Source organism: Pseudoalteromonas sp. SR44-8 (assembly GCF_014163635.1).
GTDB classification, from domain to species: domain Bacteria; phylum Pseudomonadota; class Gammaproteobacteria; order Enterobacterales; family Alteromonadaceae; genus Pseudoalteromonas; species Pseudoalteromonas rhizosphaerae.
Genome location: NZ_JACJDS010000010.1, coordinates 103,066 through 124,515 on the forward strand (window position 1 = coordinate 103,066; position 21,450 = coordinate 124,515).

The following is a 21,450-nucleotide window of genomic DNA, read 5'->3' on the forward strand; positions in this document are numbered from 1 at the left end:
CTGAGTTGTAGTTTACTTAAGATTTATAAAGTAGGTTAGGCTGATTTTTGTTTTTACTTGAATTGGTACGACTGAGTGGATTCGAACCGCTGACCTTTGGACCGGGTGATCAAGAGTAGGTAGTGCGCTAATCAACTGAGCTAGGGTTTACGAATTGAGGATATTAGTGATTAAGATTGGTACGACTGAGTGGATCCGAACCGCTGACCTTTGGACCGGGTGATCAAGAGTAGGTAGTGGGCTAATCAACTGAGCTAGGGTTTACGAATTGAGGATATTAGTGATTAAGATTGGTACGACTGAGTGGATTCGAACCACTGACCTGTGGACCGGGTGATCAAGAGTGGGTAGTGCTCTAACCAGCTGAGTTGTAGTTTACTTAAGATTTATAAAGTAGGTTAGGCTGATTTTTGTTTTTACTTGAATTGGTACGACTGAGTGGATTCGAACCGCTGACCTTTGGACCGGGTGATCAAGAGTAGGTAGTGGGCTAATCAACTGAGCTAGGGTTTACGAATTGAGGATATTAGTGATTAAGATTGGTACGACTGAGTGGATTCGAACCACCGACCCCTACCATGTCAAGGTAGTGCTCTAACCAACTGAGCTACAGTCGTACAATATATTTTAATAGGACTTTTCCTTAAATTTGGTACGACCGAGTGGATTCGAACCACCGACCCCTACCATGTCAAGGTAGTGCTCTAACCAACTGAGCTACGGTCGTATCATAAATTTAAGTTGTGCTAATTGCTTAACAACGGTCGCTAATATATAGCGTGCGCTGAAGTGAATCAAGCGAGAAACGCTTTTTTTAGTTCGTTTGCCGTTTTTTTATTCATATTGGGCTGATTTCACACGTTTTATAAAATTTTTGCCACCAAATAACGTGTGTTTTGGTGGAGTCTTTAAATGCTGTGAGTATATTACTTGGCTGCGCTGGGCTTAGTAATGCCGTTAGTTGCGGTTGTGTTGGGCTGGAGTCTTGCCATAATGCTCGATACAACGGCATTAGGCGCTCTAAAGCACCTGATAGTTGAGCCTGATAGGGTTGTAACTGCTGCAAGTAATATTTCTTGAATACGTTGCTGAGGATCTGTGCTTTGCGTTTATTTTTTAGCGGGTTGCATAGTGTGCTTAGCTCAATATTCGCTAAAAAGTTACTAGTACTATTATTTAGCTGTGTTTGTTGGCGTACTGCGCTTATTAAAGCTTGATTGAAGTTAAACTGGCGCAATTGTGCCAGTAGCGGATAGAGCGCTTGAGAGTCTATTTGTGCATATTGCTGCTGTATTATTTGCTGTTTTAAATTCACTAGGCTTTGCAGCGCAAGTTCGGTTTCTACAAGGCCGGCTAAGTTTGTATCAAGTGTATAGCCGGTTAGCTGCCATGTGCGTTTTAGTTCTGGGTCTTTATAAAGTAGCTGCTTGAACTGCTCTAATAACTGTTGTTTTTTATTATGTAATTCGTTACTTATGGCTTGATAACTTTTTGAATCAGGTTCTAGACTATCTAAGCACTGTGGTGCAAATTGAATAAATTGAATCTGGTATATTAACTGGCTAGCAGGAGAGGCGAGTTTTCCTAGTTGACTATTATGTTCAGCAATAAGGGTATTGAGTTTACAGTGTGAAAGTTGTGCCAGTTGCAATATGCTCAACTGTTGTGCATTTGTTGGTTTATTGTTGCTAACAACTGATAGCGCAACATTGGTAAGTTTTGCTGTATCAGGAGTTGGCTTATCTAACGCATTCGCGAGCCGCTGCTGATATTCTAAATACACATCAGCGGGTTTATCTGTGCATGCACAAAGTAGCAGTAAACAGCACAGTAAACTACAAAGGTAACCAAACCGTGACGTTTGGTTACCTTGTTGGTGCGATTTTTTAAGCGCTTTTAAGTGGTTCATGTTTGAATCTATTCGCGACAGTGAGCATTAATAACACTGCGGCTACACTTAAGCCGACGATGATACCTACCCAAAAACCATGCGGGCCCATTGCTGGCACTATTAAATCGGTGCGTGCTAAAACAAAACCCAGTGAAAAACCAATCAACCAGTAAGATATAAAGGTTATATACGAAATCGGTGCTGTGTGTTTTAAACCCCTTAATATACCGTTGGCAGCTACTTGTAAGGAATCAGGTAGCTGATAAATACACGCTAGAATCATGATTGACGTTGCTAAGGCAATAACACGTGCATCATCTGTATAAAGTTGACTGATCACGTTTCGGCCAAAGAAGGTGATGGCAGCAAGTAGAATGGCAATGATCATGGCTAGAATATAGCTTGTTGAAATAGCTTTTTTAAGCTGCTCAAAATGATGTTGGCCGTATAAATTGCCAATCCGAATACTGATCGCAATAGATAAACTCAGTGGCATCATAAACAGCAAGGTTGTGACACTTGCAGCAATCTGATGGCCGGCTACCGCAACCGCACCTAAGTGCGCAATAAATAAAGGAATACAGGCAAATAAAGTGACTTCAAAAAATGTAGCAAGTGAGATTGGTATGCCCACCTTAGTAATTGCCCACATGGTTGGTAATTGCGGTGCTTGAAAGTTTGCTAATAATGTTTTGGCATCTACTTTTTTACTTAATTGGCAATAAATAACTTGTGCGATGGCCATAGCAGTAAATACTAATGCTGTGGCAATCCCACAGCCTGCACCACCGAGTGCGGGCATACCAAACATACCGTGAATAAACACATAGTTGGCTGGGATATTGATGGCTAAACCAATTAAGCTGATATAAAAAGCCGGCTTTGTCATCCCCATGCCTTCGGTAATATTACGATAAACACTGAACACTAAAAATCCAATAATGCCCCATTTTACAAAATGAATATAGTCATAGGCCATATTGGCGATAGCAGGGCTGGTATCGAGTTTGAGAATAATAATATCGGCAAAATAGGCAATAGATAAACCGATAACACTCAATACACCAGCTAGGTACAAGCCTTGTTGAAAGTAATGGCTGATGCCGGTTTTATCGTTAGCGCCGGAAAATTGCGCAATTATGCCAGTCAGGGCTAATAATATGCCTTGCAGAGCCAACATGGCGGGGTTCCATACGCCGGTTGCAATTGACAATGCTGCTAAATCGGTAGGACTCACTTGTCCTGCCATGATGGTGTCGACCACTGACATTAAAACTAAGGTTACTTGTGCTAAAAAAACGGGGATTGCCAGAGAAACTAACCGTTTGGCTTCCCAACTACAAAAAGTCATATCACTTACTACGTAAACTGAAGAGGCAGATAGTGTAATCGATAAAGCACAGAATCAAAAATTATAGCGATGAGTCAATGTTATTGGTTACAGTAATAATAACGTGGATCGGGTAAACTAAAGCGTGAAATAATATGAATAGTATCTACTTTAGGTAATAAAAGGTGAATTGATTTATGTTTACAGGAATTGTGCAAACACAAGCGACGGTGATTTCAACTAACCAGCAGCAAGGTGTGATGCGTTTAGTGCTCGCTGTAGCAAAGCAATATGTTACAAAACTTGAGTTAGGCGCCAGCGTTGCCATTAATGGTTGCTGTTTAACGGTTGTTAAAGTAGATAATATCTCTGATCAACCGCTTGCTCAGGTTCACTATGATGTAATTGACGAAACATTACAGTTAACTAATTTAGGAAAGCTTATTGCTGGCAGTACCGTTAACTATGAGCGCTCTATGACTTTTGGTACTGAGTTAGGTGGGCATATTGTATCTGGTCACATTCACTGCACCGCCCAGATTGAAAATATTATTCACACACAAGATAATTGTAAAATACAGTTATGCTTACCAAGTCAATGGCAAAAGTATGTGATGTATAAAGGTTTTGTATCAGTCAATGGCGCTAGTCTCACGGTAGGTGAAACCGATGAGCAGGGCTTTTGGCTGCATTTGATCCCAGAGACGTTAGCTATTACCAATATTGGTAAGGCTGCAATTGGTGATGCGCTAAATATCGAGGTTGATCAACAAACTTATACCATCATCAATACGGTCGAAAATTACTTACGACAGCAGGCTTCGTAGTCAAATATAAATGCTAGGCTAAAATATTTGTTCGTCATCGCTATCAATATGTAACTCTACCTTACTATTTGCATAGTCAATATGCATATTAAAATGGATAGGGTTACAGCATGCTGCGCAATCTTCGAAGTAATCTTGATCGCCATCACTAGCATCAAGGGTAATATGAATATGATGGCCACAATGTGGGCAGCAGATCCGTTGTGAGAGTTGGTTTTTCATAAATGATTCAACCTTACAAAGCAGAGCAATAAAAGGTAATTATTTATCGCTGCTGATAAATGGTTATGCACCCCATAATTGAACGCTAGCGCCTGTCATTGCTGGGGTTGTTCAACATTAGGCGATATCTAAATATAGTCTGCTTTATTCATTTATGACATCTATTTGACAATAAAAACGACCTTATTTCAGTAGTAGTTCTATTTGTTGTTTAGCTTCAGTAAGATAGTGGCCGGCAAAGATATTTGCATGATTTAAAATAGGGTAAAGCTGGTAAATTAACTTACGTTGCTCATAGCCCTGTGTTAGTGGGTAATGCTTGTTATAGGCGATGTAAAAAGCGTCAGGTAAAGGAGCAAACAGCTCGCTCATGGCAATATCAACTTCCCGATCACCATAATAGCAACTCGGATCAAATACACTCGGTACTGATTGAATAAATCCCATGTTGCCACGCCAAAAATCGCCATGCAACAATGATGGCTTTACGGTATGACCATGTAGCATGTCTTTTATCAGTGCGACAAAGTAATCTTTGTCGACGAGATCAATGCCTTTTTCATGCAGTAATTGGAGCTGCCAGCCAATGCGCTCTTCGGCAAAAAATATATTCCATTTTTTATGCCAGCGATTGGGCTGAGTTGTTGGGCCAATAAAGTTATCCTGATCAAAACCAAACATGGCTTGGCGATGTTTCAGATGCAGGCTTGCAAGGTGGCCACCCATAATATGCCAGTTGGTATGAGGTTGTTGGTCAAGTTCAAGCCATTCTAAAACGATAAATGAAAACTCAATATTAGCACCTGTAGTGATACAATCTGGCACCATAAATAAGCTCTCTTTAGTGAGCAGTTGTAAATTGTGGGCTTCGTTTTCAAATCGCTCTAAGTCACTACGATGAGCTACTTTAACAAAATACTGGTGTGTACCATCACTGAGTTGAAATAGTTTATCGTTATTTGGGCTTTGCAGTTGGCGTTTTATAGTGTGTTTAAAGTCAAAATGCATTGCTTGGCTGATCTGTTCGTTAACCGTATTCCACATAGCATTGTTCGCCTTTTGTACAGATAATTAAACTATGGCAAAAAGTAGTTAAATAAACAAACTCTTGAGAGTAAAATTAATGTTTTATAAGCGCGCGCTTAGCTTTATGCAACAACCAAGTGGAGAGAATGATGAATAAAAGCCTTATTACCAATGTAATTGCCGGGATTTTAGTGGTGGCGGGTTTTCTATTTGACCAAGCAATTGTACTGTCAATCGGCTTATTTGCACTCTCAGGCGCAGTGACTAATTTACTCGCAGTACATATGTTATTTGAAAAAGTACCTTTGTTATATGGGTCGGGCGTGATCCAGCTGAAGTTTGCAGGGTTTAAAGTGGCGATTAAAAATCTTATTTTAACCGAGTTCTTTTCAGAGCAAAAAATATCTCAATTGTTAGGCAACAAAAATATCAATGTTGATCTACAGCCAGTGATCAATGAAGTCGATTTAAATCCTGCTTTTGATAGCTTACTTGACGTTATTGAGCACTCCCAATTTGGTAGCATGTTAGCGATGTTTGGTGGTAGTACCGCGGTTGAGCCGATGCGCGAAGCATTTATTGACAAAATGCGTGGTTCATTACTTAATATGAGCGAAACCGATGAGTTTAAAAGCTTGGTGAATGAAAAATTAACGCAATCAGGACTCGCAAGTGATTCGTTGTTTAACACGGTTTCTGGCTTAGTTGATGAGCGTTTAGACGAGCTGACACCAAAAATGGTCAAAGATATTATACAAACCATGATCCGTGAGCATTTAGGCTGGTTAGTTGTATGGGGCGGGGTATTCGGTGGTTTGTTTGGCCTGATTGCTGCAATCATATAAATTAGTTTTTAAGCAGGCCAACGACTCGCCTGCTTAAATTTGATATTGCTTAGTCATACTACTTAGAACCGGCAACAACCATAATTGTTTGTTGGTCTAGTTTTGCTAAATCTTGAATTGAGGTACCCGTTGTCGTTTCAAGGTTTAGATATTTTGCCGTTTTATTAAAACCGTAAGTTCCCGCAAATTTTGCGATACTCATGTCGTTACAACGCAGTTTATCGGTTGTGGTTGTTTTGTTAATACGTAAGTCTCTCATCGTTGCATAAAGTTGCGAAGGCCTATTGGAGCTCACCGCCATGCATATTTGGGTACTTGGACTATTATCAGCTGCAACAAATTGTGCAGCCTCAGTATTTGTTGCAGTAAGTGCTGCAGAGCTTAAAAGTAATGTTGTACAAAGTGTAGTTGTTAAAGTATTCATCATCATTCTCCAGTGGTTTGGTATGTCTGCTTGTTGACGAGTTAAATATTAGCTTTATTTTTAAATAAAGCTGTAAATGAAAATCGACAAGATGTAACACCGTGTGTGGATGTGTTTTATAATAATTAACTATCTGATAATAAATGATTTAATGTATGTATTTTGACATATTTCAAACAAATTATTTTTCACTTTTTTTATTGTTTTTGGTTGTTTTTCAATCTGCTTTCATAGGTTTTACATGCTATTTACTTTAGAGTCATTGTACTTTGTTGTGCAGCATTACTGACATATTTTTCAACCCTGTTATGATCGTCTTGATTATCAAAATACCTGTCTATTAGGAGACTCTGTGAGTAAAACATTGGCGAGTTATTATCAGCAAGCATACGCCTGTGAACAGCATAATTTTAACCGTTGCTTTTATTGTGGCTGTGAAGCGACTGAGCGCGATCATTGCCCGCCATTGCATATGCTACAAAGCATTATTGATTTAGGTGAAGAAGCTGAGTTTATTAGTATTCCAGCGTGCTATGAATGCTATGCAATATTGCACAACGAGCGCTTAATGACGATTGATGAACGCTTTACTAAGTTAAAAAACAAACTCGGTGCCAAATACGCTAAACCACTGCGGGTTTATAATATGTGGCATGAGAATGAACTTAGCGATATGAGTGATGAGTTTGCACATAGCATTAAAGCGGGTATGGCGTTAGGAAAAGAAGCCGCAGAGCGCTTGGCGTTTAGTGGTTTTAGTTATGCAACCGAAGAAGCCAAGGTCACAGTGCGAGAAAAAACGGCTGAGTTTGATGTCGAAGGCGCCATTTTTACTGATTTTAAAGAAGCTTTAAATTATTGTATTAGCGAATTAAAAGTACAAAAAAGTGATTTTTATAAAATTTTAGTAGAAGACTACCAAGGTGATTTTAATAAAGCCTTGAGTCAGTATCGTCATCGTCACGATAAAGTGACTGCCGCTAAAGATGGCGATTGCCTAATTAAGGATTTTTCAAAATTGCATAAACAAAATTCAGACTTCGTAACTCGAACTGTTAAGCACTTTATTAGTAAAGATCCAAGTTTGACAACAGAAGCTGCACTTGAGCAACTGTATAACAATTATATTAAGAAATAACATTCATCTTATATAAATGCAGCTCTAGCTGATTTTTTAGCTTTATGTTGTGTGTTTATATAAAGTAACAAAAAAACAACAACAGAGACTAATATGATGCAAAAATTTGCTCCTTCATTGTTGGTTGTTGCACTTGGTGTGGCGATTGCCGGCTGCCAAGACAACGGCCCACAAGACGACAAAGTAACAATCAATAAAAATCCATATCCAAGTACCTATAAGGTACTCAAATCAACCACGACGCTTATCACCAATGCAACAGTACTAACAGGTACAGGTGAGCGTTTAGAAGAAGCCGATGTATTACTTGTTGACGGAAAAGTGCAACAAGTCGGTAAAGATCTAACTGCACAAGCTGATTTGACTATTGATGCACAAGGTAAATGGGTTACACCTGGGCTCATTGATGTACATTCACATTTAGGAGCATACCCAAGCCCTTCTGTTGAATCTCATCAGGACGGCAATGAAATGACCAGCCCAAATACTGCCGAAGTGTGGGTTGAGCATTCAATTTGGCCGCAAGACCCTGGCTTTAACCGCGCGCGTGAAGGCGGTATTACCGCATTACAAATTTTACCCGGCTCAGCTAATTTATTTGGTGGTCGTGGGGTTACTTTAAAAAATGTTCCATCGCACACGATGCAGGGTATGAAGTTCCCTGACGCACCGTATGGTTTAAAAATGGCCTGTGGTGAAAACCCTAAGCGTGTTTACGGGCGTAAAGGGGTTTTACCATCAACACGAATGGGCAATATGGCTGGCTATCGCACTGCTTGGATTGGCGCCGCTGAATATAAACGCGCGTGGGATAAATACGATGCTGATTATGCAGCAGGTAAAAATCCAGAGGTGCCGCATCGTGATATTAAATACGATACATTGCGTGGTGTATTAGAAGGCGAAGTAATGATCCACAATCATTGTTACAAAGCAGAAGAAATGGCAATGATGATTGACCTTTCAAAAGAGTTTGGTTATCACGCGGGTACTTTCCATCACGGTATTGAAGCATACAAAATTGCTGATTTACTTGCAGATAACGGCTCATGTGCTGCGCTTTGGCCTGATTGGTGGGGCTTTAAAATGGAAGCTTACGACATGGTACAAGAGAACGTAGCGATTGTTGATGCGGTTAAAAATTCTTGTGCTGTTGTTCATTCAGATTCTGACACCACAATCCAGCGCTTAAACCAAGAAGCCGGTAAAGTAATGTACCGCGCTAACGATAATGGGTTTAATATTTCAGAACAGCACGCAATTAAATGGATCACTTCGAATGCTGCAAAATCGCTAGGTATAGCTGATAAAACCGGTTCACTCGAAGCTGGCAAACAGGCTGATGTGGTAATTTGGAATCAAAGTCCGTTTAGTGTTTATGCTAAAGCTGAGCAAGTATTTGTTGATGGTGCGAAAGTGTATGATCGCTACGATGATACATTCCAAGCACAAAGCGATTTTATGTTAGGTCAAAAATAAGGAGTAACTAGGATGACAAAATTAACACATTCATTTTCACTCTCGCTAGTTGCTGCTGGTTTGTTAGCAAGTACTGCGGTGAACGCCCAATCAGTCGCGATCATCAACGCCACTGTTCATACCTCAACTGAGCAAGGTATTTTACAAGGCGCTAGCATCATCATGGATGAAGGCAAAATTATTGCTATTAATCCTGCAACAGTCGAAGCTGATACGATTATTGATGCCAAAGGGCAAATTGTTACAGCTGGCTTTATTGGCAGCATGAATCAGTTAGGTCTAGTTGAAGTGGGCGCTGTTGCTGGCTCTCGCGATGCTGGCGATGATAAAGCGGGGATCGATTTTGATCCAAGCCTAGCATTTAATGCTCACTCAAGCTTGATCCCGTATGCACGTAAAGGTGGCATCACCCGTGATGTGATCACCCCACATGGCGGAGAAAGTATTTTTGCAGGCCTTGCCAGCGTAGTTGATTTAAGCGGTGAGTTTGACAGTGTTAAGCAAACGCAAGTCGCGCTGGTAGTTAATTTAGGTGAGAAAAGCAAAGGCTCGCGCGCAATGTCGCTGAAAAACTTGATTGATAAGTTAGCAGCACATCAACAAAAAGCCAGCAAAAAAGATAAAAAAGACGATGCTGTACCAAGCACTGAAGATAAAGTGCTCGATAAAGTATTAGCGGGTGAAATGCCACTATTAGTAACGGCTTCTCGCGCCGCAGATATTATTGAGCTAATCAAAGTAAAACAACAGTTTTCACTTAATTTAGTGATTGCAGGCGCACAAGATGCCGTGGTTGTAAAAGAGCAATTAGCGCAAGCAAATGTTCCAGTCATTGTAAGTTCTATGGAGAGCTTGCCAGGCAGTTTTGATTCGCTACATGCGAGTTTAGATAATGCAGGCAAACTCGAAAAAGCAGGCGTAAAGGTGTTGTTGTCGATCGCAGGCGATGCCAGTCACAATGTTTATCAATTGCGTTTTGACGCGGGTAATGCGGTTTCTTATGGCATGACACAAGCGGGTGCATTAAAAGCGATAACAGCGAATGTTGCTGATGTATTTGGAATTAATGCCGGTAGTGTGGCGGTAGGTAAAGCTGCTGACTTAGTGATGTGGAACGATGACCCATTTGATTTTACTAGTCACGTAACTAAAATGTTTATTAACGGCGAAGAAGTTTCAACTGAAGCACGCCAAGATAAACTCCGTAAGCGTTATACTACTGACTCAGATATGCCTCGCGCATATACTAAGTAACTACGTTCAGCTTAGTAACTTGAACAATTTAAAGGCTGCATTTGCGGCCTTTTTGCTTTTTGTATCAGTGAAAAATAAAACATTATTTAAAAACCACAAAAAAGGCGCTCACTTTAACAGTGAGCGCCTTTTAAATTTAAATCGATACTTATACTAGTATAGCTAAGATATCGTTAAATGTTGTGCTAGGGCGCATTGCTTTAAATGCTGCATCATCATTTGGTTGGAAATAACCACCGATGTTTACAGCTGGGCCTTGTGCATCGTTAAGTTCGTTAACGATTTGTTCTTTGTTGGTTTCTAAATCACTGGCGATTTGTGTGAACTGTGCTTTAAGTTCACTGTCATCGTTTTGCTTGGCAAGCTCTTGCGCCCAGAATAAAGATAGGAAGAAGTGAGAACCACGGTTATCAATTTCTTTCACTTTACGAGACGGTGATTTGTTTTCAGCAAGGAAAGTACCTGTTGCTTTATCAAGTGTATCAGCTAGCACTTGTGCTTTGTTGTTACCAGTATTGACAGCTAGGTGCTCAAGTGATGCCGCAAGTGCTAAAAACTCACCTAACGAATCCCAACGTAAGTGGTTTTCTTTTTCGAATTGTTGAACGTGCTTCGGTGCTGAACCACCCGCGCCAGTTTCAAATAAACCGCCGCCATTCATAAGTGGTACGATTGAAAGCATTTTTGCACTCGTACCAAGCTCAAGAATTGGGAATAAATCAGTTAGGTAATCACGTAATACGTTACCTGTTACTGAAATAGTATCTAGGCCATCTTTAATGCGTGCAAGAGAGAATAAGGTTGCTTCAAGTGGTGCAAGTATTTGAATATCAAGGCCCGATGTATCGTGGTCTGGCAAGTATGCGTTAACTTTTTTGATTAACTGTGCATCGTGTGCACGGTTTTCGTCAAGCCAGAAAATAGCAGGGTTACCGGTAGCGCGTGCACGGTTTACAGCTAATTTTACCCAATCTTGAATTGGTGCATCTTTAACTTGGCACATGCGCCATACATCGCCTTGCTCAACAGTGTGTTGTAGCAATACGTTGTCAGCACTATCAACAACACGGATCACACCATTTGCTGGTGCTTCAAATGTTTTGTCGTGTGAACCATATTCTTCAGCTTTTTGTGCCATTAGGCCAACGTTAGGAACGCTACCCATAGTGGTTGGATCAAATGCACCGTGTTCTTTACAGAAATCAATTGTTGCTTGATAAACACCAGAGTAACAACGATCAGGAATGACAAAGCTAGTATCTTGTAATTTACCTTCACTGTTCCACATTTGACCGCTTGAACGAATTGCAGCAGGCATAGACGCATCGATGATCACATCACTTGGTACGTGTAAGTTAGTGATACCACGATCAGAATCAACCATCGCAATTGCAGGGCGTGTAGCGTATACAGCGTCAATATCAGCTTCGATTTCAGCGCGTTTAGCATCGTCTAATGTTTGGATTTTAGCGTAAACATCACCAAGACCATTATTAACATCAACACCTAGCTCAGCAAATAAAGCGCCGTGCTTAGCAAAAACGTCTTTATAGAATACTTTTACCGCATGACCAAAGATGATTGGATCAGATACTTTCATCATGGTTGCTTTCATATGTAATGAAAACAGAATGCCTTTTTCTTTTGCAGCATCGATTTCAGCCGCTAAGAAAGCTTGTAGTTTCGTAATACTGATTGAAGATGCGTCAATCACTTCACCAGCAAGTAATGGCGTGCTTGCTTTAAGAACAGATACGTCGCCATTTTCAGCAACGTGCTCAATACGTACATCAGTAGCAGTATCAAGCGTTACTGATTGCTCAGAGCCAAAGAAATCGCCTTCGCTCATGCTCGCAACATTTGAAGCAGAATCTTTGCTCCATGCACCCATTGAATGTGGGTTGTTACGTGCATATTCTTTTACAGAGCCAGGAGCACGACGATCAGAGTTACCTTCACGTAATACTGGGTTTACAGCACTACCTTTGATTTTGTCGTAAGTTGCTTGAATTGCTTTTTCTTCATCTGTTTTAGGTTCTGCAGGGTAGTCTGGCAGTGCGTAACCTTTTGCTTGTAATTCTTTGATAACAGCACGTAATTGTGGAACTGATGCACTGATATTTGGTAATTTAATGATGTTTGCTTCAGGTTTTTTAGCCAGCTCGCCTAATTCAGCAAGCGCATCACCAATACGTTGTTCTTCAGTTAAATACTCAGAGAAGTTAGCAATAACACGACCCGCTAAAGAGATGTCACGTGTTTCAACTTCAACGCCTGCGGCATTAGTGTATGCTTGGATGATCGGCAGCAAAGAGTATGTTGCTAGTGCCGGAGCTTCGTCTGTTTTAGTGTAGATAATTTTTGATGTCATCATCATTCCTAGATAGTAGGCGTAAGAGCCATATTCAACAATGCAAAGAAATATCATCGCCATCATGCGTGCACGACGTGACAATGATCAGTCAGTTAGGTGTTAATACTGTTGATTAAATAATCACACCTGACGAACTGTATTTAATTTTATGTTATTTATAAACTAAGTAAATTAGCCATTAGCCTAATTATTAGTGTTTAAAGGGCCTTTTGAGGCTGCTTTTAAGCACCTAAGAGTGTAACAAGCTTGGCAACAAAGGGCTAATAACAAATATAACATGGGGGTATTAAAAAAGAATTTCAAGAGGAAGGACAGTTTTTGTTCATTCTGTACGTTTAATTTCTAATAGATTAGAAATGCCAGCTTTGAATCTGAATGTAAAATTTAATTGAGATTAAATAGTTTAGAGGAATTAAGCGAGGATCTTTACAGGTCGCTCGCTTTAGTCGAACGTCTAAACAACTACACTAACTCTTCGTTAGGCGCTATATTAGTCGCATGCATGCCTTTAGGGCCTTGCTGCAATTCGAATGTTACATCTTGACCAGCTTTAAGTGTTTTATAACCGTCCATTACAATCGTTGAGTAATGGGCGAATATATCATTCTCGCAGCCGTCTTCTACGATGAAACCAAAACCTTTGGCATTATTGAACCATTTGACTTTACCACAAGCCATACTTCTACATCCTTCTATAAGTTGACTAATTTAGTTATTCTAAACCGTATAGTTTGATAGACTGACTAAGGTTTAATCAATCTACAACTGACTGTAGTTTATTTCGCCGATCAGTCAAGTGTTTTAAACTATTTTTTTAACATTTAATTTATTTTTTATTCAAGTTTGCTTGAGTTCCAAAGACAAGACTATATTTAATTATGAGTGGCATGAAAGATTCAGGTGTTTTAGATACGGTTCGCGATAGTGAGAAGCAAAAACTGCAACCACCGCGAAAATACAAAGTCATTTTAAATAATGATGATTACACGCCAATGGACTTTGTGATAGAAGTACTAACGACGTTTTTTAATATGGATAGCGATAGAGCAACAGATGTGATGCTGCAAGTTCATCAAAATGGTCGCGCAATTTGCGGTGTTTATACCGCAGATGTAGCGTATACCAAAGTTGAACAAGTTAACCGTTATGCACGAGATAACGAGCATCCACTGCTATGTAGTTGTGAGCAGGAATAATACCAAGGTAGGGTGATCAAAATACCCATCACAACGGTATAAAAATATTATCTCAGTAAGGGGTTGCTAATGCTAAACAAAGATTTAGAACTAACTTTAAACGCGGCGTTTCGCGAAGCGCGTACACGTCGCCATGAATTTATGACTGTAGAGCACCTATTACTTGCCCTACTTGATAATCCATCGGCTGGAGAAGCGCTACACGCCTGCGGGATTGATATGGCAGCATTAAAAGCTGAGCTATCAGAGTTTATTAATGAGACCACTCCAGTCATTCCTGATTTAGAAGAAGAACGTGAAACTCAACCAACACTTGGTTTTCAGCGGGTATTGCAACGCGCAGTATTTCATGTGCAATCATCGGGTAAAAACGAAGTAACAGGCGTCAATGTGCTGGTTGCCATTTTTTCAGAACAAGAAAGCCAAGCGGTTTACTTGCTGAAAAAAGCTGATATCTCGCGACTAGATATTGTGAACTTTATATCTCATGGTATCTCTAAAGCAGACGATGACATGGGCGGTGAAGATGCTGATGACATCCATGAAGAAGTACAAGCCGTTCAAGGCGAAGAGCCAAGTAAATTAGAAAACTTCACGTCTAATTTGAATGTACTCGCCCGTGAAGGGAATATCGACCCATTGGTGGGCCGTGATAGTGAAGTAGAACGCACGGTGCAAGTACTGTGTCGTCGTAAAAAGAATAATCCGTTATTAGTTGGCGAAGCTGGGGTAGGTAAAACTGCTATTGCTGAAGGTCTAGCGTATCGCATAGTGCATGAACAAGTACCCGAAGTGATTGCCGATGCTGTGGTGTACTCGTTAGATATGGGGGCATTACTTGCTGGTACTAAATACCGCGGTGATTTTGAAAAGCGCTTTAAAGCATTACTAAAAGAGCTTCAGGCGAAACCTGGCGCTATTTTGTTTATTGATGAGATCCATACCATAATTGGTGCCGGCGCAGCCTCTGGTGGCGTTATGGACGCATCTAACCTGCTTAAACCACTGCTTTCGAGCGGTAAGTTACGTTGTATGGGCTCAACTACCTATAACGAGTATAAAAATATCTTTGAAAAAGACCGTGCGTTAGTGCGCCGTTTTCAGAAAATTGATGTACTTGAACCAAGTGTCGCTGATACCACTAAAATACTTAATGGTTTAAAAGAACGTTACGAAGAGCATCATGGCATTCGCTATACGCAAAAAGCGTTAAAAGCGGCGGCAGAGCTCAGTGCTAAGTACATTAATGAGCGTCACTTACCTGATAAAGCCATTGATGTTATTGATGAAGCGGGTGCTAGCCAACGATTACAACCGATCTCTAAACGCAAAAAAACCATTGGTGTGGCAGATATCGAATTGATCGTGGCAAAAATGGCGCGTATTCCGCAGCAAAGTGTGTCATCAAGCGATAAAGAGACTCTTAAAAATCTTGATCGTAACTTGAAGATGTTGGTATTTGGCCAAGATCAATCAATCGATGCACTAACCTCGGCCATTCGCTTATCACGTTCAGGCTTATCAAATGAAGATAAACCAGTCGGTTCGTTCTTGTTTGCAGGACCAACGGGTGTAGGTAAAACGGAGGTAACTAAACAGCTTGCAAAATGTATGGGTGTTGAGTTTATCCGTTTTGATATGTCTGAGTATGTTGAGCGCCACGCGGTAAGCCGTTTAATTGGTGCGCCTCCAGGCTACGTTGGTTTTGAACAAGGTGGTTTGTTAACTGAGGCTGTGATTAAAAATCCACATTCGGTTGTATTACTGGATGAGATTGAGAAAGCTCACTCAGATATTTACAATATCTTACTGCAAGTGATGGATCATGGCACGCTGACAGATAATAACGGCCGTAAAGCTGACTTTAGAAACGTTGTGGTGGTGATGACTACCAATGCGGGCGTACAAGAAACAGTACGTAAATCAATAGGCTTTACTGATCAAGATCATTCTCATGATGCGATGAGCGAAATCAATAAAGTATTTTCGCCAGAATTTAGAAACCGCCTAGATAACATCATTTGGTTTAACCACCTTGATCGTGATGTAACTTTACTGGTTGTTGATAAATTTATTGTTGAGTTACAAGCGCAGCTGGATAAAAAGTCAGTTAATCTTGAGCTTACTAATAAAGCGCGGGAATGGTTGGCAGATAAAGGCTACGATAAAGCTATGGGCGCACGTCCAATGGGCCGCGTGATCCAAGAGCAATTGAAAAAGCCGCTGGCAAACGAGATCTTATTTGGGCAACTTATCGACGGTGGCACAGTGAAAGTGTCTATCAAAGATAAAAAATTGCGTTTTGATTATGAAACGAATTTAACACCTGCATAATTACAGCGTTAAATAGAAAACAAAAAGCCCAGCAATTGCTGGGCTTTTTGTTTATTAAATGTAATTGTTAGTTTAGCTATCAATTACATTTAATAAACGCTTCAAGCTAATGTAGAAAGTAACTAAGTTACTCAGACAACTTAGCTAAAAACTTGATATTTCGTTAACGCACTAACTTAGCGAGCACGGAATACGATGCGACCTTTTGATAAATCGTATGGGGTCATTTCTACGGTAACTTTATCGCCGGTTAAAATGCGGATATAGTTTTTACGCATTTTACCTGAAATGTGAGCCACAACTACGTGACCATTTTCAAGCTCAACTCGGAACATTGTATTTGGTAAAGTATCAAGGACCGTCCCTTGCATTTCGATTACGTCTTCTTTCGCCATGTTTAGCGTAACACCTCTTTAATAGTTAAACGATGCAGATTCTGCCGAAAATACACCAATAAGTAAAGCCGCAGTAGGCATTTTTGTAAATTAAATAGCCAGCCACTGGTCTGCAACCCTATTTTGGGCAGGTAAAAATTGGGTTTTGTAACGCATTTTTGCACATTCATCAATTTGATAACCTAAATAGACAAATTCTTTATCGTATTGTTTGGCGAATTTGAGCTGCTCTAAAATCATAATTGTGCCCATACTGAAGTGCTCATAATCAGGATCAAAAAAAGTGTAAATAGCAGAAACAGCGTTGTGCATACAATCAGTTACCGCAACTGCAACCAGTTTCTCTTGGTCCCATAATTCAATAAAAGTAATTGGTAACCAGTGACAAAATATAAAGCTGTTAAACTGACTTTGTTCTGGTGGGTACATAGAACCGTCTTGGTGACGCTCGGTAATGTATTTACTGTATAACGGAAAGTATTCAGGGCGTTGTTGGTCTGAATATTTCACACTAAAGGCATTTTTTGCTTTATTAAGTTTACGTTTTTGTGATTTTGTCGGTAAAAATGCCTTAGCTAATACACGCACAGACTTACATGCGCTGCAAACAGGGCAGTGTGGTCGGTAAATTTGGTCACCACTACGACGAAAACCGAGGGCCAGTAATTGCTCAAATTTGCCCGGGGTATAACAACTTGGATCCAAAATGACTAATAATTGCTCTTGGCGATCGGCTAGGTAGCTACAATCAAATTGTTGGCTTAAACCTAAACGAGCAGGTAAGTGTTCAGTCATAAATAGCGATAAGCTCCTGAGGTTGCCACATTGTTGTTGGAATAATAAACTCTTCTGCTTGTTTTAGTTTAGTTAAAAATTCTGAGCGCGGTAGCACTTTTTCACCTAAAGTGACTAAATAAGGATTCTCAAGCTGACAGTCAATAAAATGCGCATGGTGACGTTTCAACCAATTGACCAATGCCCACATGGCTAATTTTGAACAATTAGCTTGATGATGGAACATTGATTCGCCGCAAAATACGCCATGCTGCATAATACCGTACAAGCCACCAACAAGTTTGTCGTCTGACCAGATTTCTAAACTATGCGCTAAGCCTGCTTTATGTGCATCTTTATAAGCGTTGAGCATTTTTTTTGTGATCCAGGTGCCATCGGTTTCTAAGCGTTGTTGGCGACAGGCTTCAATCACCTGAGTAAATTCGGTATTAATAGTCACTTTAACCGGATTTTTTTTCAGATGCTTGCGTAAGCTTCGGCTAATATGAAATTCATCGAGTTCAATGATGCCGCGCATACTTGGCGACCACCACATAATTGGCTCGTATTCACTAAACCATGGAAAAATACCGTAGCGATAGGCATTTTTTAATCGCGTTACAGATAAGCATCCACCAATGGCAAGTAAACCATCTGGATCATCTAATGCATGGGTGGGATCAGGAAAAGCAAAGTGGCTTTTAGCGAGTTGATAAAGTTGTTTAGTCATAACACCGATTGAATAACTGAATGATCAAGATAAAGTGTAACCTGTTGCTTTAAATTCACAAACCACAAATTATTGTGTTATCCATAGCCTCGTACAGGGCTTACTTCTGATAGGCAAATTGTAGGCATAAAAAAGCGCGTTAAAAAACGCGCTTAATTGAACCATTAACTAATCGAATTAGCTAACCACTTTTACGGGTACTGCTTGACCTGCGTTGAACTTAGTTGTCATCGCTTCTTCAACAGGTACAAACGATGTAAGGTCAATACCTTCAACTGCAGACTTATACTCTTCGATAGTCGGGAAACGACCCAGAACAGAAGAAAGAACTACAACTGGCGTTGACCCCAGTAGTGACTCACCTTTTTTCTCAGATGTATCGGCTACTACACGGCCTTGGAACAGACGTGTTGATGTTGCGATAACAGTGTCACCAGGTTCAGCTTTTTCTTGGTTACCCATACATAGGTTACAACCAGGGCGTTCTAGGTATAAGATATTTTCATACTTAGTACGTGCAGCCGTTTTTGGTTTTGCATCGTCAAATTCAAACCCTGCGTATTTAGCAAGGATATCCCAATCGCCTTCCGCTTTAAGCTCATCAACAATGTTATATGTTGGTGGCGCAACGACTAATGGCGCTTTGAATGAGATAGAACCGTTTTTCTTCTCAAGGTTACGTAGCATGTGAGCAATAATTTTCATATCGCCTTTGTGAACCATACACGAACCAACAAAAGCTAAATCAACAGGCTTGTCGTTGTAAAAAGAAACAGGGCGGATCACATCGTGAGTATAACGCTTAGAAACATCATCGTTATTTACGTCTGGATCGGCAATCATTGGCTCAACGATTTGGTCTAAATCAACCACAACTTCTGCGTGGTATTTAGCGTTGTCGTCTGGAGAAAGTGCTGGCTCTTCACCAGATTGAATACCTGCAATACGCTTATCAGCTAAGTCGATTAGACCTTGTAGCGTTTGCGCCTCGTTATCCATCCCTTTGTTGATCATGATTTGGATACGTGACTTAGCAAGTTCAATTGACTTAATTAACGTTTCATCATTTGAAATACAGATTGATGCTTTTGCTTTCATCTCTGCAGTCCAGTCAGTGAAGGTAAACGCTTGGTCAGCCATTAGGGTACCAATGTGTACTTCAATGATACGACCTTGGAACACGTTTTCGCCACCAAATTGCTTAAGCATTTGCGCTTGCGTTGCATGTACAACGTCGCGGAAATCCATGTGCTTAGCCATTTTGCCTTTAAACGTCACTTTAACTGAATCAGGAATTGGCATCGCTGATTCACCGGTTGCAAGTGCAACAGCAACCGTACCTGAGTCGGCACCAAAGGCAACACCTTTAGACATACGTGTATGCGAGTCACCACCGATGATGATTGCGCGGTCATCAATAGTAATGTCGTTCAATACTTTGTGAATAACGTCGGTCATTGCATGATAAACGCCTTTCGGGTCACGTGCAGTGATCAAACCAAACTTATTCATGAACGCCATTAGTTTAGGAATGTTTGCTTGCGCTTTACTATCCCATACAGATGCAGTGTGACAACCAGACTGATATGCACCATCAACAAGTGGTGAAATCGTTGAAGCAGCCATGGCTTCTAATTCTTGTGCCGTCATTGGACCGGTTGTATCTTGCGAACCAACGATGTTCACTTTAACGCGAACATTTGAGCCTGCGTGAAGTGGCGTATCTGATAGTACACCTACTGCATTACGGTTAAAGATTTTTTCAACCGCTGTTAAGCCTTGGCCTTCATGTGAAATTTCTTTTGAAGGTGCATACACAAGTGGAGTTTCAATGCCCAGCGTTTCAGCAGCAAACGTTTGTAGTTTTTTACCGAATACAACGGCGTAAGAACCACCGGCTCTCATGAATTCAACTTTTTGCGGTGTGAATGCTGATGAAATATCAACCAGTTCTTTATCACCGTTATAAAGCTTTTTCTCTTTAGTATTGATTGTTAACACAGTACCAGTAGCAACAGAGTACGCTTCTTCAAGCACTGCATCACCATTTTCATCAGTCACTGTATTGCCGTTTGCGTCTACTTTTTTAACCCAGTTTTTAAGGTCAAGACCAATACCGCCAGTTACATCAACCGTTGTTAAAAAGATTGGCGCAATACCATTAGTACCTGCAACAACAGGTGCAATGTTGATGAAAGGAACGTATGGGCTTGCTTGTTTACCCGCCCAAAGTGCTACGTTATTCACACCAGACATACGAGATGAACCAACGCCCATCGTGCCTTTTTCAGCAATAAGCATTACTTTAGCGTTAGGGTGTTTCTTTTGAAGCGCAACAATTTCTTGCTGTGCTTCTTCAGTGATCATGCATTTACCGTGTAGTTCACGGTCAGCACGTGAATGGGCTTGGTTACCTGGAGACAGTAAATCAGTTGAGATGTCGCCTTCACCGGCGATATAGGTTACTACATCGATTTTTTCTTCGATGTCAGGTAATTTTGTGAAGAATTCAGCTTGTGCGAAGCTCTCTAGTAATTCTTTAGCAATTGCATTGCCTGCTTCGTATGCCGCTTTTATGCGAGCCATATCTGCATCGTATAAGAATACTTGAGTCTTAAGTACTTCAGCCGCTTGTGCTGCGATTGTTGCGTCATCAGCAAATACTAAATCAATTAGCATTTCAATTGACGGGCCGCCTTTCATGTGTGAAAGCAGTTCAAATGCGAATTCTGGAGTGATCTCTGCAACTTGCTCTTCACCCAAAATAATTTCTTTTAGAAACTGTGCTTTAACGCCCGCAGCACTGGTTGTTCCTGGTAATGTATTAAAAATAAAGAAATGCAGTGAATCTTTACGGTGCTCGTTATTAGTATCTTTAATTTGATTAATGATTTCTGATACTAGTTCAGCGCTATCGATTGGTTGTGGGTTTAATCCAAGCTCCGTTTTACGGGTTTGGATTTCTTCCATATATTTTGTATACAAACTCATAGAAAACTCTCGGTATTTTACTTGATATGAAGTTAAGCATTTTAACTGATTTTACAGTCTCTAGTAATGCCTAAATGAATAAAGCTTTTCTGCCTAACTATAATTATAGCTAGTTTTACTTACTATACTTTGACGATATTCATTGCTCGAACTTAGATCCTATCGCACCTAAGCCATTAATTGTATAAATATGATTGATTCCGAGTATAAGTGTGGTGAA

General features: G+C 40.4%; 18 protein-coding genes and 2 tRNA genes. 7 read left to right on the forward strand and 13 right to left on the reverse strand.

The features are described from left to right. Positions 1 to 540 precede the first annotated feature (540 nt). The 4 genes from H5183_RS06815 to H5183_RS06830 all read right to left on the reverse strand — a co-directional run bounded on the left by H5183_RS06815 (position 541) and on the right by H5183_RS06830 (position 3,242). A tRNA-Val gene (locus H5183_RS06815) sits at positions 541 to 617 on the reverse strand. 33 nt (positions 618 to 650) lie between these two features. Then, positions 651 to 727, reverse strand: a tRNA-Val gene (locus H5183_RS06820). A gap of 111 nt (positions 728 to 838) precedes the next feature. Next, the gene (locus tag H5183_RS06825; RefSeq protein ID WP_182731281.1) at positions 839 to 1,909 is read right to left on the reverse strand and encodes a DUF3080 family protein; all 1,071 of its coding nucleotides are present in this window, start codon (positions 1,907 to 1,909) and stop codon (positions 839 to 841) included. Beyond that, on the reverse strand, positions 1,887 to 3,242 hold the full coding sequence (locus H5183_RS06830) for an MATE family efflux transporter (protein WP_182731282.1): 1,356 nt from the start codon (positions 3,240 to 3,242) through the stop codon (positions 1,887 to 1,889). The genes H5183_RS06825 and H5183_RS06830 overlap by 23 nt, the downstream gene beginning before the upstream one ends. A 176-nt stretch (positions 3,243 to 3,418) precedes the next feature. Here H5183_RS06830 and H5183_RS06835 point away from each other — a divergent pair, with 176 nt between their 5' ends. Continuing rightward, positions 3,419 to 4,048: a riboflavin synthase subunit alpha gene (locus H5183_RS06835; RefSeq protein ID WP_145233066.1), complete on the forward strand. Its 630-nt coding sequence runs from the start codon at positions 3,419 to 3,421 to the stop codon at positions 4,046 to 4,048. An 18-nt stretch (positions 4,049 to 4,066) separates the two neighbouring features. Here the strand turns inward: H5183_RS06835 and H5183_RS06840 are convergent, their stop codons facing one another. Then, positions 4,067 to 4,270: a CPXCG motif-containing cysteine-rich protein gene (locus tag H5183_RS06840; RefSeq protein ID WP_145233067.1), complete on the reverse strand. Its 204-nt coding sequence runs from the start codon at positions 4,268 to 4,270 to the stop codon at positions 4,067 to 4,069. Positions 4,271 to 4,453: 183 nt separating this feature from the next. Then, positions 4,454 to 5,314, reverse strand: a complete 861-nt coding sequence (locus tag H5183_RS06845) for a fructosamine kinase family protein (protein ID WP_182717354.1) — start codon at positions 5,312 to 5,314, stop codon at positions 4,454 to 4,456. Between the two features lie 131 nt (positions 5,315 to 5,445). On the opposite strand from H5183_RS06845, the gene H5183_RS06850 reads away from it, so the two are divergent. After that, positions 5,446 to 6,141 carry a DUF445 domain-containing protein gene (locus H5183_RS06850; protein WP_145233069.1) on the forward strand — a complete coding sequence of 232 codons (696 nt, stop codon included), beginning with the start codon at positions 5,446 to 5,448 and terminating at the stop codon, positions 6,139 to 6,141. Between the two features lie 58 nt (positions 6,142 to 6,199). Here H5183_RS06850 and H5183_RS06855 read toward each other — a convergent pair whose 3' ends face one another. Then, positions 6,200 to 6,565 (reverse strand): DUF3718 domain-containing protein, encoded by a 366-nt coding sequence (locus tag H5183_RS06855; RefSeq protein WP_182731283.1) that lies wholly within the window; start codon positions 6,563 to 6,565, stop codon positions 6,200 to 6,202. A 352-nt stretch (positions 6,566 to 6,917) separates the two neighbouring features. Here H5183_RS06855 and H5183_RS06860 point away from each other — a divergent pair, with 352 nt between their 5' ends. The 3 genes from H5183_RS06860 (at position 6,918) to H5183_RS06870 (ending at position 10,436) form a co-directional block, all read left to right on the forward strand. Continuing rightward, complete coding sequence (locus H5183_RS06860; RefSeq protein WP_145233071.1) at positions 6,918 to 7,703, forward strand: hypothetical protein; 786 nt, start codon at positions 6,918 to 6,920, stop codon at positions 7,701 to 7,703. Between the two features lie 96 nt (positions 7,704 to 7,799). Further along, complete coding sequence (locus H5183_RS06865; RefSeq protein ID WP_145233390.1) at positions 7,800 to 9,182, forward strand: amidohydrolase; 1,383 nt, start codon at positions 7,800 to 7,802, stop codon at positions 9,180 to 9,182. Between the two features lie 12 nt (positions 9,183 to 9,194). Next, positions 9,195 to 10,436, forward strand: a complete 1,242-nt coding sequence (locus H5183_RS06870; protein ID WP_145233072.1) for an amidohydrolase family protein — start codon at positions 9,195 to 9,197, stop codon at positions 10,434 to 10,436. A gap of 148 nt (positions 10,437 to 10,584) precedes the next feature. Here the strand turns inward: H5183_RS06870 and H5183_RS06875 are convergent, their stop codons facing one another. Continuing rightward, the gene (locus H5183_RS06875) at positions 10,585 to 12,807 is read right to left on the reverse strand and encodes an NADP-dependent isocitrate dehydrogenase (protein WP_182731298.1); all 2,223 of its coding nucleotides are present in this window, start codon (positions 12,805 to 12,807) and stop codon (positions 10,585 to 10,587) included. Positions 12,808 to 13,272: 465 nt separating this feature from the next. Beyond that, a complete protein-coding gene (gene cspD, locus H5183_RS06880) occupies positions 13,273 to 13,488 on the reverse strand; it encodes a cold shock domain-containing protein CspD (RefSeq protein WP_054204685.1) in 216 nt (71 codons plus the stop codon). Between the two features lie 209 nt (positions 13,489 to 13,697). Between cspD and clpS the strand changes: the two genes are divergently transcribed. Together clpS and clpA are read left to right on the forward strand one after the other, a co-directional pair. After that, positions 13,698 to 14,006, forward strand: coding sequence for an ATP-dependent Clp protease adapter ClpS (clpS, locus tag H5183_RS06885; RefSeq protein ID WP_179959204.1), 309 nt, complete (start codon positions 13,698 to 13,700; stop codon positions 14,004 to 14,006). A gap of 69 nt (positions 14,007 to 14,075) precedes the next feature. Beyond that, on the forward strand, positions 14,076 to 16,340 hold the full coding sequence (gene clpA, locus H5183_RS06890) for an ATP-dependent Clp protease ATP-binding subunit ClpA (protein ID WP_145233074.1): 2,265 nt from the start codon (positions 14,076 to 14,078) through the stop codon (positions 16,338 to 16,340). A 176-nt stretch (positions 16,341 to 16,516) separates the two neighbouring features. Here clpA and infA read toward each other — a convergent pair whose 3' ends face one another. The 4 genes from infA to H5183_RS06910 all read right to left on the reverse strand — a co-directional run bounded on the left by infA (position 16,517) and on the right by H5183_RS06910 (position 21,230). Beyond that, positions 16,517 to 16,735 (reverse strand): translation initiation factor IF-1, encoded by a 219-nt coding sequence (gene infA, locus H5183_RS06895; RefSeq protein WP_002962494.1) that lies wholly within the window; start codon positions 16,733 to 16,735, stop codon positions 16,517 to 16,519. 90 nt (positions 16,736 to 16,825) lie between these two features. Continuing rightward, complete coding sequence (locus H5183_RS06900; protein WP_182731284.1) at positions 16,826 to 17,530, reverse strand: arginyltransferase; 705 nt, start codon at positions 17,528 to 17,530, stop codon at positions 16,826 to 16,828. Beyond that, positions 17,523 to 18,239, reverse strand: a complete 717-nt coding sequence (gene aat / locus H5183_RS06905; protein WP_145233076.1) for a leucyl/phenylalanyl-tRNA--protein transferase — start codon at positions 18,237 to 18,239, stop codon at positions 17,523 to 17,525. The genes H5183_RS06900 and aat overlap by 8 nt, the downstream gene beginning before the upstream one ends. A gap of 177 nt (positions 18,240 to 18,416) precedes the next feature. After that, entirely contained in the window at positions 18,417 to 21,230 is a 2,814-nt protein-coding gene (locus H5183_RS06910; RefSeq protein WP_182731285.1) for a bifunctional aconitate hydratase 2/2-methylisocitrate dehydratase, read from the reverse strand. Positions 21,231 to 21,450 lie beyond the last annotated feature (220 nt).

Coding starts and splice junctions, on each gene's coding strand:
- H5183_RS06825 (WP_182731281.1), bottom strand. CDS start 1,909: ATGAACCACTTAAAAGCGCTTAAAAAATCGCACCAACAAGGTAACCAA.
- H5183_RS06830 (WP_182731282.1), bottom strand. CDS start 3,242: ATGACTTTTTGTAGTTGGGAAGCCAAACGGTTAGTTTCTCTGGCAATC.
- H5183_RS06835 (WP_145233066.1), top strand. CDS start 3,419: ATGTTTACAGGAATTGTGCAAACACAAGCGACGGTGATTTCAACTAAC.
- H5183_RS06840 (WP_145233067.1), bottom strand. CDS start 4,270: ATGAAAAACCAACTCTCACAACGGATCTGCTGCCCACATTGTGGCCAT.
- H5183_RS06845 (WP_182717354.1), bottom strand. CDS start 5,314: ATGTGGAATACGGTTAACGAACAGATCAGCCAAGCAATGCATTTTGAC.
- H5183_RS06850 (WP_145233069.1), top strand. CDS start 5,446: ATGAATAAAAGCCTTATTACCAATGTAATTGCCGGGATTTTAGTGGTG.
- H5183_RS06855 (WP_182731283.1), bottom strand. CDS start 6,565: ATGAATACTTTAACAACTACACTTTGTACAACATTACTTTTAAGCTCT.
- H5183_RS06865 (WP_145233390.1), top strand. CDS start 7,800: ATGCAAAAATTTGCTCCTTCATTGTTGGTTGTTGCACTTGGTGTGGCG.
- H5183_RS06870 (WP_145233072.1), top strand. CDS start 9,195: ATGACAAAATTAACACATTCATTTTCACTCTCGCTAGTTGCTGCTGGT.
- H5183_RS06875 (WP_182731298.1), bottom strand. CDS start 12,807: ATGACATCAAAAATTATCTACACTAAAACAGACGAAGCTCCGGCACTA.
- cspD (WP_054204685.1), bottom strand. CDS start 13,488: ATGGCTTGTGGTAAAGTCAAATGGTTCAATAATGCCAAAGGTTTTGGT.
- clpS (WP_179959204.1), top strand. CDS start 13,698: ATGAAAGATTCAGGTGTTTTAGATACGGTTCGCGATAGTGAGAAGCAA.
- clpA (WP_145233074.1), top strand. CDS start 14,076: ATGCTAAACAAAGATTTAGAACTAACTTTAAACGCGGCGTTTCGCGAA.
- infA (WP_002962494.1), bottom strand. CDS start 16,735: ATGGCGAAAGAAGACGTAATCGAAATGCAAGGGACGGTCCTTGATACT.
- H5183_RS06900 (WP_182731284.1), bottom strand. CDS start 17,530: ATGACTGAACACTTACCTGCTCGTTTAGGTTTAAGCCAACAATTTGAT.
- aat (WP_145233076.1), bottom strand. CDS start 18,239: ATGACTAAACAACTTTATCAACTCGCTAAAAGCCACTTTGCTTTTCCT.
- H5183_RS06910 (WP_182731285.1), bottom strand. CDS start 21,230: ATGAGTTTGTATACAAAATATATGGAAGAAATCCAAACCCGTAAAACG.